19 protein-coding genes are annotated in these 14,373 nt (G+C 74.4%); 9 read left to right on the forward strand and 10 right to left on the reverse strand.

Annotation, left to right across the window (positions count from 1 at the left end):
- Window positions 1-577, forward strand: a 577-nt coding sequence (locus C892_RS0128020) for an HNH endonuclease signature motif containing protein (protein WP_026124691.1), incomplete at its 5' end; no start/stop codon positions are given.
- A 351-nt stretch (window positions 578-928) separates the two neighbouring features.
- On the opposite strand, the gene C892_RS30990 is transcribed toward C892_RS0128020, so the two are convergent.
- Both C892_RS30990 and C892_RS32710 read right to left on the reverse strand, forming a co-directional pair.
- Window positions 929-1,768 carry an MFS transporter gene (locus C892_RS30990; RefSeq protein ID WP_051060618.1) on the reverse strand — a complete coding sequence of 280 codons (840 nt, stop codon included), beginning with the start codon at window positions 1,766-1,768 and terminating at the stop codon, window positions 929-931.
- Window positions 1,762-2,073, reverse strand: coding sequence for an MFS transporter (locus C892_RS32710; RefSeq protein ID WP_152513496.1), 312 nt, complete (start codon window positions 2,071-2,073; stop codon window positions 1,762-1,764). Before C892_RS32710 ends, C892_RS30990 begins: the two co-directional genes overlap by 7 nt.
- 143 nt (window positions 2,074-2,216) lie before the next feature.
- Here C892_RS32710 and C892_RS29820 point away from each other — a divergent pair, with 143 nt between their 5' ends.
- Window positions 2,217-3,146: an ArsR/SmtB family transcription factor gene (locus C892_RS29820; RefSeq protein WP_239647570.1), complete on the forward strand. Its 930-nt coding sequence runs from the start codon at window positions 2,217-2,219 to the stop codon at window positions 3,144-3,146.
- Between the two features lie 62 nt (window positions 3,147-3,208).
- Here C892_RS29820 and C892_RS0128035 read toward each other — a convergent pair whose 3' ends face one another.
- The gene (locus tag C892_RS0128035; RefSeq protein WP_040685648.1) at window positions 3,209-4,063 is read right to left on the reverse strand and encodes an aldo/keto reductase; all 855 of its coding nucleotides are present in this window, start codon (window positions 4,061-4,063) and stop codon (window positions 3,209-3,211) included.
- A gap of 832 nt (window positions 4,064-4,895) precedes the next feature.
- On the reverse strand, window positions 4,896-5,318 hold the full coding sequence (locus tag C892_RS0128040; RefSeq protein ID WP_017542082.1) for a hypothetical protein: 423 nt from the start codon (window positions 5,316-5,318) through the stop codon (window positions 4,896-4,898).
- A 102-nt stretch (window positions 5,319-5,420) separates the two neighbouring features.
- Between C892_RS0128040 and C892_RS0128045 the strand changes: the two genes are divergently transcribed.
- The 3 genes from C892_RS0128045 to C892_RS0128055 are packed head-to-tail and all read left to right on the forward strand — an operon-like array spanning window position 5,421 to window position 7,464.
- Window positions 5,421-6,380 (forward strand): VOC family protein, encoded by a 960-nt coding sequence (locus C892_RS0128045; RefSeq protein ID WP_017559927.1) that lies wholly within the window; start codon window positions 5,421-5,423, stop codon window positions 6,378-6,380.
- Complete coding sequence (locus C892_RS0128050) at window positions 6,380-7,012, forward strand: alpha/beta hydrolase (protein WP_017559928.1); 633 nt, start codon at window positions 6,380-6,382, stop codon at window positions 7,010-7,012. The genes C892_RS0128045 and C892_RS0128050 overlap by 1 nt, the downstream gene beginning before the upstream one ends.
- Window positions 7,009-7,464, forward strand: a complete 456-nt coding sequence (locus C892_RS0128055; RefSeq protein ID WP_017559929.1) for a MarR family winged helix-turn-helix transcriptional regulator — start codon at window positions 7,009-7,011, stop codon at window positions 7,462-7,464. Before C892_RS0128050 ends, C892_RS0128055 begins: the two co-directional genes overlap by 4 nt.
- On the opposite strand, the gene C892_RS32480 is transcribed toward C892_RS0128055, so the two are convergent.
- The 3 genes from C892_RS32480 to C892_RS0128070 all read right to left on the reverse strand — a co-directional run bounded on the left by C892_RS32480 (window position 7,461) and on the right by C892_RS0128070 (window position 9,201).
- Complete coding sequence (locus C892_RS32480; RefSeq protein WP_017559930.1) at window positions 7,461-7,778, reverse strand: MFS transporter; 318 nt, start codon at window positions 7,776-7,778, stop codon at window positions 7,461-7,463. The genes C892_RS0128055 and C892_RS32480 overlap by 4 nt on opposite strands.
- Window positions 7,778-8,071: an MFS transporter gene (locus C892_RS32485; protein WP_239647571.1), complete on the reverse strand. Its 294-nt coding sequence runs from the start codon at window positions 8,069-8,071 to the stop codon at window positions 7,778-7,780. The genes C892_RS32480 and C892_RS32485 overlap by 1 nt, the downstream gene beginning before the upstream one ends.
- Before the next feature lie 62 nt (window positions 8,072-8,133).
- A complete protein-coding gene (locus C892_RS0128070; RefSeq protein ID WP_017559931.1) occupies window positions 8,134-9,201 on the reverse strand; it encodes an alkene reductase in 1,068 nt (355 codons plus the stop codon).
- 121 nt (window positions 9,202-9,322) lie between these two features.
- Here C892_RS0128070 and C892_RS0128075 point away from each other — a divergent pair, with 121 nt between their 5' ends.
- On the forward strand, window positions 9,323-9,727 hold the full coding sequence (locus tag C892_RS0128075; protein ID WP_017559932.1) for a MerR family transcriptional regulator: 405 nt from the start codon (window positions 9,323-9,325) through the stop codon (window positions 9,725-9,727).
- On the opposite strand, the gene C892_RS0128080 is transcribed toward C892_RS0128075, so the two are convergent.
- The 3 genes from C892_RS0128080 to C892_RS0128090 form a co-directional block, all read right to left on the reverse strand.
- Window positions 9,664-10,137, reverse strand: a complete 474-nt coding sequence (locus tag C892_RS0128080) for a methylated-DNA--[protein]-cysteine S-methyltransferase (RefSeq protein ID WP_017542091.1) — start codon at window positions 10,135-10,137, stop codon at window positions 9,664-9,666. The two genes, C892_RS0128075 and C892_RS0128080, sit on opposite strands and share 64 nt — an antisense overlap.
- Before the next feature lies 1 nt (window position 10,138).
- A complete protein-coding gene (locus tag C892_RS0128085) occupies window positions 10,139-11,593 on the reverse strand; it encodes an AlkA N-terminal domain-containing protein (protein WP_239647572.1) in 1,455 nt (484 codons plus the stop codon).
- Between the two features lie 66 nt (window positions 11,594-11,659).
- Window positions 11,660-11,950 (reverse strand): hypothetical protein, encoded by a 291-nt coding sequence (locus C892_RS0128090; RefSeq protein WP_017559934.1) that lies wholly within the window; start codon window positions 11,948-11,950, stop codon window positions 11,660-11,662.
- Window positions 11,951-12,040: 90 nt separating this feature from the next.
- Between C892_RS0128090 and C892_RS0128095 the strand changes: the two genes are divergently transcribed.
- The 3 genes from C892_RS0128095 to C892_RS0128105 all read left to right on the forward strand — a co-directional run.
- On the forward strand, window positions 12,041-12,457 hold the full coding sequence (locus C892_RS0128095; protein ID WP_026124693.1) for a coenzyme B12-dependent isobutyryl CoA mutase small subunit: 417 nt from the start codon (window positions 12,041-12,043) through the stop codon (window positions 12,455-12,457).
- A gap of 48 nt (window positions 12,458-12,505) precedes the next feature.
- The gene (locus C892_RS0128100) at window positions 12,506-13,315 is read left to right on the forward strand and encodes a TSUP family transporter (protein ID WP_017559935.1); all 810 of its coding nucleotides are present in this window, start codon (window positions 12,506-12,508) and stop codon (window positions 13,313-13,315) included.
- 266 nt (window positions 13,316-13,581) lie between these two features.
- The coding region (locus C892_RS0128105; RefSeq protein WP_017559936.1) for an ATP-grasp domain-containing protein at window positions 13,582-14,373 on the forward strand (792 nt) is incomplete at its 3' end.

The raw sequence follows: 14,373 nt of genomic DNA on the forward strand, positions 1-14,373 counted from the left end.
TGAGGTGCCGGTGCCGCAGGAGGGCTCGGACGCCGCGGCGGCCCTGGCCGCGCCCCGCGTTGAGCAGGGGGCGGGGTCCCGGCGGCGGGGGGTGTTGCGTCCGCAGGTGAGCGTGGTGGTGCCGCTGGAGGCCCTGCTCCTGAAGGAGGGGGCGGCCCCGGCCACCACGGACCGCGGGCGCCTGCTGCCGCCCTCGGCGGTTCGGGCCCTGGCTTCGGACTCCACCGTGCGGCGGCTGGTCACCGACCCCGTCGAGGGCGTGGTAGACATCGGGCGGGCCCGCAGGACGTTCCCCTCCCCCATCCGCGAGGCGCTGGTGGCCACGGCGGGCACGTGCCCGTGGGAGGAGGGGGGCAGCGTTCCGGCGCGGTGGTGCCAGGGGGACCACCGCACCGAGTGGTGGGAGGGCGGGGCCACCGCCCTGGGCAATGCGCAGCTGCTGTGCGGGCGGCACAACCGCGAGAAGCACATGCGCCGCCTCCAGGCCCACTACCGGGCCCGCCGCCACCAGACCCGCACCGGCAAGCGGGAGTCGGGCGGGGACGACGAGGACGGCTCCCTCCCCAAGGCGTCCTGAGTCACCGAAGGCGACCGCTGGAGGCGACAGGAGCGGAACCCACCCGCACCCCGGATGCCCGACCCCTGCCAAGGGGCCCTGCTCGAGCGCGCCCGCACCGCCCCGACCGGGTGGACCCTGCGAGTACCCCGCACCTCCCCCCTTCATTCGGAGGGGAGTGATGCAGTGTGCCCGCCGCACAGACGGACAGGCCTCCCCCGGGTTCCCCGCGGGCTCGACAGCACCCTCGCTGCGTACCGGCCCCACACGCCGGCCCCACACGCAGGAGAGCCGGTCCGGGGCATGTCCCGGCTCCGGATGCCGTCCCGCCGCCTCCCCAGCGCCGCTGCCCCGACCTTGGCCACCGCTGTCCTACCGCCCGGCCGACGGCTGTGAGCGGGGTACCAGTCGCTCCGTCGCCGCCTCTTCCCGGGACCACCCGCACACCCCACACCCGACAGCGCTACCGGCAGGACCGCCCGCCTGCGTCGTCGCCGCCGTCCACCCGGACCGCGAGCAGCCCGGCAGCCGACGAGCGACCTGGGGGAACCGCCGATCCGGCCTCGGGCTCCGCCTACGGGCGGGGCTGACGGGGTGAGCCGTTCGGGGTTTCGGTCCGGGGCGCGGGAGGGCGCTGGACACCCACAGGCTGCGGCCGTGGCCGAGCCGGTCGGCGACGCGTTCCGCGGTGAGGGAGCCGAGGAGGATGCCGACCCCGCCCGCGGCGAAGAACACCCCGACGGCCCCTTCCTCCAGGCCCGGCTCGTCGACGAGCAGCACGGGCATCATGATCAGGACGGACTGGATCGAGAAGTTCGTGGCCGTGGCCGACAGGGCGATGGGGCGCAGGGGCCGGTGCCCGAACACGAACCGGACCCCCTCGCGGATCTGCGGGAGCAGGCTCGTGGCGGGCGCGGGCTCGGGTGCGGGTTCGCGCCGGCGGATCATCCCGATCCCCACGGCCGACCACAGGTAGCAGACCGCGTTGACGAGGACGACGGGAGGCCCGCCCAGGTACTGGACGAGGAACCCGCCCGCCCCGCGGCCGCCGATGCTGCCGGTCGCGTCGATGCCGACCAGCAGGGCGTTGGCCGGTACCAGTTTGTCCCGGCCCACGATGAAGGGCAGGTAGCTCTGGGCCCCGACGTCGAAGAAGACCGTCGCCAGCCCGTTGAGGAGGACGCAGACGTAGAGCTGCTCGATGGTCAGCACGTCCAGGAACCACGCGACGCGAGGTCGGCGGCGATCAGCACCTTCCTCCTGCGCATGGCGTCGACCCAGACGCCCGCGGGCAGGCCGAACATCAGGAATGCGACCGTGGCGAGCGCCCCCAGCAGCCCGACCTGGGCGGGCGAGGCCTCCAGCCGGGCCATGGCGATCAGCGGAATCGCCAGGTGGCCGATCTCGGTTCCCAGCATGCCGGCGGCCTTGCCGGTGAACAGCCTGTGGAAATCCTTTTCGGCCAGCAGGGCGAACATCGACCGCGGACGCCGGGCGGCGGGTGGGGATGAGGGCATGGTTCCACAAGGGAGATGCGGAGAGAGGAGAGCGATAAATTGAGCCGACGGTAAATGATGGGGGGCCGGGGATGCTGGAACTCTCGTTTTCTGCGGCGGACATCGCTCGCCTTCGTTTCGCCTTCTCTCCTTTGTGGGAGGTCGTGGCCAGCGTCAGGGTGCTCAAGCGGGAGGAGGAGCACGCCCTGCACCGGCGGTGGGCGGGGTGGGCGCGGGAGGCGCTGGACCGCGGGGGCGTGGAATGGCCGCTGCTGTCGGCGCTGGCGGCCTGGGAGTCCGGGGCGGTTCCCGGGTTCGTCTGCCCTCCGCCGAGCGTGACCGACCCGGACCTGGGGACCGAGCTGGCGGGGATGCGGGCCCAGGACCCCGGCCACGTGCGGCGGGCCCTTGAGGAGATGCCCGGCCTCGGGGGGCCGCACGTGCGGGCCCTGTACCGTGACCCGGCATCCGGTCTGGCGCGGTTGGCGGACGAGATCGTCGGCTATTGGGAGGCCGTGCTGGCGCCGTTCTGGCCGCGGATGCTCGTGCTCTTGGAGGGGGAGGTCCTCTACCGCTCCCGTCAGCTTGCCGAAGGGGGTGCCGAGGCGCTGTTCCGGGATCTGGACGCCTCGGTGGCCTGGCGCGGGGAGACGCTGCACGTGTCCACCGTGTACACCCCGCCCGACCAGGTGCTCGGCGGGCGGGGGCTGCTGCTCGCGCCGTCGGTGTTCGCTTGGCCGCAGACCTACCACATCGTCGATCGGGACTTCCAGCCCACGCTGCGGTACCCGCCGCGCGGTGTCGGCACCCTGTGGGAGCGGCGGCCCGCGGACGCGCCGCAGCGGCTCGGCGCCCTCATCGGCCGCACGCGCGCACGGATCCTGGCCGAACTGCGCTCCCCGATGTCGGGGAAGGCGCTGGCCGAGCGGACGGGCCTGACGCGCGGGGCGGTCTCCCAGCACATGTCGGCGCTGCGCGGCGCGGGTCTGACGCGCGCGCACCGCTACGGTCGGCACGTCCTGCACGTGCGTACCCGGTTGGGCGAGGAGTTGCTGGACGCGTCCTCCCGTCCGAGAGAGGGCCCCCGATCGTAGAGCCGCCCACCGCTCCTCGACCCGCGCGGAGCCGATGATGACCAGCAGGTCGCCGGGGCCGGTCAGGCGGGTCGGCCCGCCTCGGTCAGGCGGGCGACGTGGGCGGGGGTGAGATCGACGCGGGCGGCGGCGACGTTGTCCTCCAGGTGCCGCACGGAGCTCGTGCCGGGGATGGGAACGACGACGGGGGAGCGGTGCAGGAGCCAGGCCAGGCAGATCTGGGCGGAGGAGGCGCCGGTCTCCTCGCCGATCTCGGCGACCGGTCCGCCGGCCCGGCCGAGGTCCCCGGAGTCGAGGGGCTCGTAGGGGATGAAGGCGATGCCTTCGCGCTCGCAGTGGTCCAGGACCTTCTCCGAGGCGCGGTCGGCCAGGTTGTAGCGGTTCTGGACGCTGACGACCTCGGCCTCGCGGCGGGCGGCCTCGATCTGCTCCACGGACACCTCGGACAGGCCGATGGCACCGACCTTGCCCTCCCGCTGGAGTTGCGCCAGCGCCCCCATCTGCTCCTCAAGGGGGACCTGGGGGTCGATGCGGTGGAGCTGGAACAGGTCGATGCGCTCTACGCGCAGCCGCCGCAGGCTCAGTTCGGCCTGCTGGCGCAGGTACTCGGGGCGGCCCAGCGGCTTCCACTCGCGGGCCGAGGGGCGGCTCTGCCCGGCCTTGGTGGCGATGACCGCGTCCTCGGGGTAGGGGTGCAGGGCCTCGGCCAGCAGCTCCTCGGCGATGCCGGGGCCGTAGGAGTCCGCGGTGTCGATGAACCGCACGCCGAGCCCGACCGCCCGGCGGGCGACGGCCAGCGCGCTGGGAACGTCGGCGGGTGGGCCCCAGCAACGGTCCCCGGACATGTGCATGGCGCCGAAGCCCATGCGGGGGAAGGTCCGGTCGGCGATGGTGAACGTCCCGGGGGTCGCGGACATGGCGGACTCCACTTCGTGCTCGTTCTGCTCTGGCGTCGGTTCGCCCGCTCACTCGCGGGGCGTCTCGGGTTCTCCGGTACGGAGCGGCTGCCCGCCGGTGGTGCGTCAGGGCACCGGGCCGCGGTGGCCCCTCTCAGGGAAAGGGGGCCGTGTTTATGCCTTGCGGTTTTCGTGGGGTGGTGAAATGCCGATCGCGTTCGCAAGGGTTTCGCGTCGTTTCATGCGGTGCTGTGGTCCGCGGGAGGGCGGAAACCACTCTAGGGTCCACTGAACGCCGAGGCAATGACGGAGGAAAAGCAGGCTGACCGAGAGTGGACAGGTGGTCGGCTGTTCGTTTTCGTGGATTCGGATATTCGGACGTGCGTGCCAACTGCCGAAACGCTGGGGATTTAGGGAGAGGTGAATCGCTTGACGGGTCTGGCCGGGCGAGGAGTCGCAGAACGCGTCCTCCCGCCCGGTCGAGCTGGGCTTCCAGCAGGTGCCGGGAAGCGGGGGGCGGGAGCCGCGTCCACGTGGACTTCATGGCCGACGACCGCGGCGCGGGCTGCGGCCCGTGGCACTGGCGCCTCCTGGAGCGGGAGATGCGCGGGCGCGGACACGCCGCGGTGAACGCCGACCTCCCCCTGCGACGACCCCTCCGCCGGTCTGGAGGACCATGCGGACTCCGCCGTCGCCGCCCCCGATCGTGGTGGCGCACTCCTTCGGCGGCCTGACGGGCCCGCTCGTCGGACGGCGGGTGGGCATCGGCATGCTGGTCATGCTCGCGGCCATGGTTCCGGCCGTGGGCGCCCGCAGGCCGTGTCCGGGAGCGCCTGGGGCCGGATGAGGGCCTTCAGCCCTCGTCCTCCAAGAGGCCGTCGATGAGGTCGCTGAGGACCAGGGAGCGCTCGGTGCCGGTCATGGCGTCGAGTTCGTCGAGGGCGGCCGCGGTGTCCACGCGGTCGCCCGAGCGCGAGCCGATGATGCACAGCAGGGCGATCTCCCGGGTGGGCCCGGTCAGGAAGCGCACCTCGGCGGGCGGGGCGAGGTCGTGCAGCGCGGAGGGGTAGCGGGAGTGGCGGTCGCGCCACTGGGCCGCGCGTTTGAGGGCGAAGCCGTGCAGCAGTGAGGCGAGGACCTCGGGGGTGGCCAGCGCCTCCTCCTCGGAGCGGGCGCGGCACTCGGCGCAGTTGGCGAGCTCGGCCTTGAGCAGGCGCCGTGCCGAGGGGTGGGCGACGTGCTCGGCATTGAGCTTGCTGGGATGACGGTGCGCCATGCGGGACAGCGTAGTGGCGGTGCACGTGCAGGTGGTGCGGTCCGCGAGGAATGTTGTTGAATCTTCAACCGTTCTCGCGAGTGAGGACACGAGGAGGCCACCATGGACGTCCGCCCGAGCGGGATCCACCACGTCACCGCCATCGCGAGCGACCCGCAGGCCAACGCCGACTTCTACCGGAACGCGCTGGGCATGCGGCTGGTCAAGCGGACCGTCAACTTCGACGCGCCCCAGACCTACCACCTCTACTACGGCGACCGGGCCGGCAACCCCGGGACCGTCATGACCTTCTTCCCCTGGCCGGACGCGCCCCGGGGCCGCCGGGGCGCCGGGCAGGCCACCGTCACCTCCTTCGCCGTGCCCGAAGGGTCGCTGGGCTGGTGGGCGCGGCACCTGTCGGCGCTCGGGGTGGAGGCCGACCGGCCCGCCGAGCGCATCGAGGAGGACGTGCTCACCCTGCGCGACCCGGACGGCCTGGTCATCGAGCTGGTCGCGAGCGCCGGCACGCACGACACCGACCCCTGGGACGGCGGCGCGGTCCCGGTCGAGCACGCCGTCCGCGGCATCCGCTCGGTCACCCTCACCGAGCACGACGCCGACCGCACCGCCGAGATGCTCGGCGGCCGCCTGGGCTTCGAGCCGGTCGCCGAGGACGGTCCGCGCCACCGGTTCCGCACCGGGGCGGGCACCGAGGGGGTGGGCACCCTGGTCGACGTGGTCGCCGACCCCCGGGCCGAGCGCGGCCTCGTCGCCGCCGGGACCGTGCACCACGTCGCCTACCGCGCGCCCGACGGCCCCACCCAGGAGGCCTGGCGCGGGGCGCTGGCCGCCGACGGGGTGGACGTGACCGAGGTGCGCGACCGCTCCTACTTCACCTCGGTCTACTTCCACGAGCCCGGCGGGGTGCTGCTGGAGATCGCCACCGACGGCCCCGGCTTCGACTACGACGAGCCGCTGCTCCGGCTGGGCCGGGCGCTGCGGCTGCCGCCGTGGCTGGAGCCGCGCCGCGAGGAGATCGAGCGGAACCTGCCCGAGCTGGCGGTGCCGGAGGAGGGGGCCTGATGGAGGCACGGGAGGACCTGGGCCTGGTCCACGTGTACGAGCCGGGGCGGGAGGACGCGCCGGCGCTCCTGCTGCTGCACGGCACCGGCGCCGACGAGCACGACCTGCTCGGCCTGGGCCGGGCCCTGCACCCCGGCGCCGCGCTGCTGTCGCCGCGCGGCCCGGTGGACGAGAGGGGCGCCAACCGGTGGTTCCGGCGGCTGCGCGAGGGCGTGTTCGACGTCGACGACGTGGTGGAGCGCGCCGGAGAGCTGGCCGGGTTCGCCGGGCGGGCCGCGCAGGCCTACGGGCTGGGCCCGCGGCGCCTGGTCGCGGTCGGCTTCTCCAACGGCGCCAACATCGCCGCGGCGCTGCTGCTCCTGCACCCGGGCCTGCTGCGGGGCGCGGCGCTGTTCGCGTCCGCGGCGCCGCTGCAGGGGCGCGACCCGGGCCCGGCCGACCTGTCGGGGACCGACGTGTTCATGGCGGCGGGCGCCGCCGACACCGTCACCCCGCTCGATCAGGCGCGGCTGCTGGCCGGGCAGCTCGGCGACCGCGGGGCCCGGGTCGTGGTGCACGAGCACCCGGGCGGCCACACGCTGCCGCCCGCGGTGGCGGGGGCGGCGGCGGAGTGGCTGGCAGGGCTACGATGACCGGCATGGACACGGTCGAGTGGCTCAGCCGGCACGAGCAGAGCGTCTGGCGGAGCCTGCTGCGCGCCCAGTCGCGGATCGAGTCCGAGCTCGACCGGGACCTGCACAAGGGCAGCGGGCTGAGCCTGGTGGAGTACGGGATCCTGGTGAGCCTGTCGGAGGCCGAGGGCGAGCGCATGCGGATGCGCCACCTGGCCGACAGCGTCATCGTCTCCAAGAGCCGGCTCACCCACCAGATCACCCGGCTGGAGCGGATGGGCCACGTGCGCCGGGAGCCGTGCACCGACGACCGCCGGGGGTACTGGGCGGTGCTCACCGCCGAGGGCCGGGCGGCGCTGGACGCCGCGGCCCCCGGCCACGTCGCCAAGGTGCGCGAGCGGGTGTTCGACCGGCTGACCCCGGAGCAGGTCGCGGTCCTGGGCGAGATCATGGCGGCCCTGGAGGAGCCCTAGGCGAGCATGCCGCCGTCCACCCGCAGGACGGTGCCGGTGACGTAGGAGGAGCGGTCGCTGAGCAGCCAGGCCGCGGCCTCGGCGACCTCCGCCGGGTCGGCGGCGCGGCGGCTGCGGGCGGCCGCGGCCGCCGCGGCGGTCAGGGGCACCACCGCCAGGAAGACCCACGGCCACCCGGCGAGCGAGGTCAGCGCCCCGCCGAGGACGGGGCCGGCCGCCGTGGCCGACCCGGCGGCGCCGAGGGCGCGGCCGGTGGCGCGGGCGGCCTGCTCGGGCGGGACGGTGCGGGCGAGCAGGGCCAGCCCGGCGGGCATCACCAGGCCGCCGCCCAGGCCCTGCAGGGTGCGGAAGGCGATGAGGGCGGCCGGCGGTGCCCGAGGGCGTCCCCGGCGCGCCCGCCGGGGACCATGGCGGCCCCGCAGGCCAGCAGGTAGGCGGCGACGGCCAGCGGCAGCCGGTCGGTGGGCATGTGCAGGTCGGCGCCGATGGACGGCAGGGCGAGGTTGAGGGCGAAGGAGTCGAACTGGACGCTGAACGCGCCGAGCCCGAAGGCCCAGACGGCGAGGCGGTGCACGGTGGAGGTCCCCGTTCCGGTGGATGCGGGCATGACGGGACATGGCCGGAACGGGGATCGAAGAAGAGGGACGCGGCGATCGCCGCGTCCCCATCCTAGTACTGGTAGGCCGGGTAGGTCAGGTAGCCCTGGTCGCCGCCCCCGTAGAAGGAGGCCTCGTCGGCGGGGGCCAGGGGGAGGGCGTTGCGCAGCCGCTCGACCAGGTCGGGGTTGGCGATGTAGGCGCGTCCGAAGCCGATGAGGTCGGCGCCCAGACCGAGCCAGTGCTCGGCGTCGTCCGGCCCGGTCTGCTTGGGCCCGCCCGGCGTCCCCGGGTTCACGATGAGCGTGCCGGGCCAGGTGCGGCGCAGTCCGAGCAGGACCTCCTCGTCGGTGGTGGCCTCCAGGTGGACGTAGGCGAGGCCGAGGCGGGCGAGTTCTTCGAGCAGGGCGGTGTAGAGCTCGGGGACGTCGGTCTCCTCCACGCCCCAGATGCCCGCGCCCGGGGAGAGGCGGATCCCGGTGCGGTCGGCGCCGACGGCCTCGGCGGTGGCGGCCGCCGCCTCGACGGCGAACCGGATCCGGCCGGCGATGGAGCCGCCGTAGCGGTCGGTGCGCCGGTTGGCGTTGGGGGCCAGGAACTGCGAGATCAGGTACCCGTTGGCGCCGTGCAGCTCCACGCCGTCGAACCCGGCGTCGACGGCCCTGCGGGCGGCGTCGGCGTAGGACGCGGCGTGCTCGGGCACCTCGCCGGTGTCCAGGGCGCGCGGCACCGGGAGCGGGCGCGGGCCGTTCGGGGTGAACACCCGGCCGGTCCCGGGGACCGCCGAGGGGCCGACCGGGTCCGTCCCGGTGGTGTCGGGGTGGGACACCCGGCCGCCGTGCATGATCTGGGCGAAGATGCGCCCGCCGTTGGCGTGCACGGCCGCCGTCACGGGGCGCCAGGAGGCGGTCTGCTCATCGGTGTGCAGGCCCGGTGTGCCCGGGTTGGACTGGCCGACCAGGCTCGGCTGCACCCCTTCGGAGACGATGAGCCCGGCCGTGGCCCGCTGGGCGTAGTAGGCCGCCATCGAGGGCGTCGCCAGCCCGCCGGGGGCGGCGCGGACCCGTGTCATGGGGGCCATCACCACCCGGTTGGGCAGGAGGAGGCGGCCGCTGCGGTAGGCGTCGAACAGGGTGGTCATGGCAAGGCTCCTCGGTTGTGCGCGGTGCCCGTCGCCGGGCGCTGCGGCTACGCTAGAACCTCACATCGGTGTCAGAGGCAAGCGTCTGTGCCGCGGATCACGGCACGGGGAGGAGGGGCCGGTGCGGATCGGGGAGCTGTCGTCGCGGACCGGGGTCAGCGTCCGCTCGCTGCGCTACTACGAGGAGCAGGGGATCCTCACCAGCGTGCGCAGCGCCGGCGGGCAGCGGCACTACACCGAGGAGCACGTCGACCGGGTCGGGTTCATCCGGTGCCTGTTCGCCGCGGGCCTGTCCAGCCGGGCCGTCGCCGAGCTGCTGCCGTGCGCCGACGCGCCGAGCGACCGCACCACCGGCGCGGCGCTGGAGCGGATGCGGCACGAACGCGACCGGCTGTCCGACCGCATCGGGGAGCTGGCCCGGGCGCGGGACCGGCTCGACGGGCTCATCGCCGCCAACGAGGCCTACCAGAGCAGGACGCCCTCCAGCCGGAGCAGGAACTCCTTGCGCTCCACGCCCCCGCCGTAGCCGACCATGGCGCCGTCGGCGCCGACGACCCGGTGGCAGGGGACGACGATCGGGAGCGGGTTCCTGTTGTTCGCCTTGCCCACGGCCCTGGCGGCGCCGGGGGAGCCCAGGGCGGCGGCGATGTCGCGGTAGCCGACGGTGGTGCCGTAGGGGACGGCGGCCAGTTCCCGCCAGACCCTGCGCTGGAAGTCGGTGCCCTCGGGGGCCAGGGGGAGGGAGAACTCCGTCAGGTCGCCCGCGAAGTAGGCGTCCAGCTGCTCGACCGCGTCCGTGAAGAGCTCCGGGGCGGGCTCGGCGCCCTCGGGGACGGTGAAGGGGGACAGGCCCACCCGGGTCAGGGCGCGGCCGTCGCCGGTGAGGAGCAGCTCCCCCACGGGGGAGTCCGTGATCGTGTACGGCACCGGCTCCATGTCACTCCTCGCTCTCGTCCGCGTCCCGGGCCCACAGGTGGTGCGTGGCGTAGGAACGGTACGGGCTCCACGCGCGCTGTGCGTCGGCGCCGGGGACGCCGCCCAGGCGCTCCAGCGCCCTGCGCACCCCCAGGTCCCCGATGAGGAACACGTCGGGGTCGCCGAGAGCGCGCATGCGGATGTAGTCGGCGGTCCAGGGGCCGATCCCGCGGACGGCCAGAAGGCGCGCGGCGGCCTCCTCCCGGTCGGCGCCGGGGCCGAGGTCGATGGCGCCCGAGGCCATCGCCTCGCTGAGCGCGACCACGGCCCTGCCCCGGGAGCGGGGCATGGGCAGGTCGGCGGGGTCGGCGGCGGCCAGCGCCTCGGGGCGGGGGAAGGCCCGCACCAGCCCCCCGGAGGGGGCCGCGAGCGGCTTGCCGTACCGCTCGGCGATCCGGCCGGCGGCGGTCCGGGCCGCCGCCACCGACACCTGCTGCCCGACCACCGCCCGCACCGCCTGCTCCCGGGGGTCGGCGGCGCCGGGGGCGCGCAGCCCGGGGCGGGCGCGCACGGACGGGGCCAGCAGCGGGTCGGCGCCCAGCACCTCGGCCACCGCCCCGGGGTCGGTGTCCAGGTCGAACAGGCGGCGCAGCCGCTGCACGGCGGTGCCCAGGTCGCGCAGGTCCGCCAGGTGCAGGCGGCAGGGCAGGTGGGGCGGCCCGGCCCCGGCGGGGCCCAGGTCGACCTCGGCGATGCCGGTGCCGTGCGGCAGGTCCACCACCCGCCGGTAGCGGTCGCCGCGCACCTCCTCCACGCCGGGGACCGCCCGTGCGGCCAGGAAGGCGCGGATGCGGCCGCGGTCGATGGGCGCGCGCAGCGGCAGGCGCAGCCGCGCCCCGTCGGCGGGGGGCTCGGTGCGGTGCGGGGACAGCGCGCGCATCCGCGCGGGGGAGCGGTCGAAGACCTCGCGCATGGTCGCGTTGAACTGGCGGATGCTGGCGAACCCGGCGGCGAAGGCGACGTCGGAGACCGGCATCGCCGTGGTCTCGATCAGCACCCGCGCGGTCTGTGCCCGGCGGGCCCGGGCCAGCGCCAGCGGCCCGGCCCCCAGCTCGTCGGTGAGCAGCCGGTTGAGCTGGCGCTCGCTGTAGCCGACCGCGGCGGCCAGGGCGGGCACGCCCCCGCGGTCCACCTGCCCGTCGGCGATCAGCCGCATGGCCCGGCCCACCGCATCGGCGCGCACGTTCCACTCCGGCGACCCGGGGGAGGCGTCCGGGCGGCAGCGCTTGCAGGCCCGGAAGCCGGCGGACTGGGCGGCCGCGGCCGAGCGGTAGTAGCGGACGTTGGCCCGTTTGGGGACGGTGGCCGGGCAGCTGGGGCGGCAGTAGATCCCGGTGCTGGTCACCGCCAGGTAGAACACCCCGTCGAAGCGGGCGTCCTTGCCCCGGACCGCCCGGTAGAGCTGGTCGTCGTCCATCTCCGAGAAGGTCACGCCCCCATTGTGCGCCTCGGACCCGGACCGGACCGGCGGTTTTCGGACACCCTAGTCGGGGGCCGGGCCGTGCTCGTCGAGGTAGGCGATGTACAGCGGCCGCAGCGCCTCCTGCAGTTCGGGGTCGGCCTCGGCGGAGAGGGCCTCGCCGACGCGGGCCGAGGCGGTGGCGATCCCCGCCTCGCCGGCCTCCAGGTGGCCCGCGGCCGCCTCGGCGGCCGGGATGCTGCGCAGCAGCCGCCAGAAGAACTGCACGTCCCACCGGTGCCGGGCCAGCGCGAACGCGCGCTCGCGGAGTTCGTCGGTGTCCAGCTGGTCGAGCCGGTCGAGATCGTCGGACATACCTGGGGGATACCCGCCACCCGGTGCGTTCAACGGAAAGTGACCTGCGTTACGCTGCACCCACGGTCGGCATTGCGGGAGGTTCGCGGCATGGGTGCGGCATCGACGGTTCGCGTGGTCATCGCCAAACCGGGGCTGGACGGCCACGACCGGGGGGTGAAGGTGGTCGCCCGCGCCCTGCGCGACGCCGGGGTGGAGGTGATCTACACCGGTCTGCGGCAGACCCCGGAGATGATCGTCAGCGCGGCGCTGCAGGAGGACGCCGACGCCATCGGCCTCTCGGTCCTGTCCGGGGCGCACATGACCATCTTCGCGCGGGTCATGGAGCTGCTGGAGGAGAACGGGGCCACCGACGTGCGGGTGTTCGGCGGGGGCATCATCCCCGAGGAGGACATCCCCGAGCTGGAGCGGCTGGGCGTGGCCAAGATCTTCACCCCGGGCGCCACCACCTCCGAGATCGGGGAGTGGGTGCGGGACAACATCCCGGCGCTGCACGCCGCCGGCTAGGGGGCGGCCCGGGTGTGAGGCCGGGCATGTCCGTACAATCCTGGCCTCGTGCCGACCGATCTGCTGCCCACGCTCACCGACACCCCGCCCGGGATCCTGGCGCTGCTGCTGGCCGCCGCCATGGCGGCCGGGTGGATCGACGCCGTCGTCGGCGGGGGCGGCCTGCTCCTGCTGCCGGTCCTGATGGCGGCCTTCCCCCAGGCCCCGGTGGCCCCGCTGCTGGGCACCAACAAGCTCACGGCGGTCTTCGGCACCGCCTCGGCCGCCGTGGCCTACACCCGCGGCGTGCGGCCGGACCGGCGCACCGTGTGGCCCGCCGCCGGCCTGGCGCTGCTCGGCTCCGGGGCGGGGGCCGCGCTGGCCGGGTCGATCTCCTCCGACGCGCTGCGCCCCATCGTGATGGCGGTGCTGGCGGCGGTGCTGGTGACCGTGGTGGTGCGCCCGGCGCTGGGGGCGGCCGCCGACCCCGCGCGGCTCACCCCGCGCCGGATCGCCGCCGCCGTGCTGATCGCCGGCGCGGGCGTGGCCTTCTACGACGGACTCGTCGGCCCCGGGACCGGGACCTTCCTGATCATCGCCTTCACCTCGGTCACCGGTATGGACTTCGTCTCCGCCTCGGCGTCGGCCAAGATCGTGAACACCGCCACGAACGTCGGCGCGCTGACCGTGTTCGCCGTCAACGGTGACATCCTGTGGGCGATGGGGCTGGCCCTGGCCGCGTGCAACGTGGCCGGGGCGCAGGTCGGCGCCCGCATGGCGCTGACCCGCGGGACCGGTTTCGTGCGCGCGGTTCTGGTCGTGGTGGTCCTGGCGCTGCTGGCCAAGCTGGCCTGGGAGTGGTTCTCCGGGCCCGTGTGAGAGCCGATGTGACAGGTCACACGAATTCTCACGGCATCGCCTGTCAGAGCGCCGGTGGGATTCCTCTCGAATCCGCGCTTTGACTGGTCACCGGCCCCCCGGTGGCGGCTCGCAACCCCCGGGAGGACTAAGCTTCCGCATGTTGCGGATGGAATCCTCGAAGGAAAGTACAACGCGGACCTCCGGGCCACGGTTCCCGGCGGCGCGGTGCGAGTGACACGCCTCCGCAGACCACTGCAGCCAGCGAGTAACAAGGACGGACCCTCGTGGACCTGTTCGAATACCAGGCGAAGGCGCTCTTCGCGGAGCATGGGGTCCCCGTACCCCAGGGAAAGGTGGCGGGCACGGCCGAAGAGGCCCGTGCCATCGCCGAGGAGTTCGCGGCGGCAGGCACGTCCCGCGTTGTCGTCAAGGCGCAGGTCAAGACCGGCGGCCGCGGCAAGGCCGGCGGTGTGAAGGTGGCCGACGGCCCCGAGGACGCCCAGGCCAAGGCCGAGCAGATCCTGGGCATGGACATCAAGGGCCACACCGTGCACCGCGTCCTGGTCGAAGAGGCCAGTGACATCGCGGAGGAGTACTACCTCTCCTTCCTGCTGGACCGGGCCAACCGCACGTTCCTGTCGATCTGCTCCGCCGAGGGCGGCGTCGAGATCGAGGAGGTCGCCGAGTCCGACCCGGACGCCGTCGCCAAGGTGGCCATCGACGCCCTCAAGGGCGCGCCCGCCGAGGTCGCGGCCGAGATCGTCGAGCAGGGCAAGCTGCCGGAGAAGGCCGCCCAGGGCGCCGCCGAGCTCATCACCCGTCTCTGGGACGTCTTCGTCGCCAAGGACGCCACTCTGGTCGAGGTCAACCCGATGATCCTCACCGGTGACGGGCGCGTCGTCGCCCTGGACGGCAAGGTCACCCTGGACGAGAACGCCGGGTTCCGCCAGGACCTGGAGAGCCTGGCCTCGACCGCCGAGGGCGACCCCCTCGAGGTCAAGGCCAAGGAGAAGGGCCTGAACTACGTCAAGCTCGACGGTCAGGTCGGCATCATCGGCAACGGCGCGGGCCTGGTC

It is taken from the genome of Nocardiopsis baichengensis YIM 90130 (assembly GCF_000341205.1).
In the GTDB taxonomy this organism is placed as follows: Bacteria; Actinomycetota; Actinomycetes; order Streptosporangiales; family Streptosporangiaceae; genus Nocardiopsis_A; species Nocardiopsis_A halophila.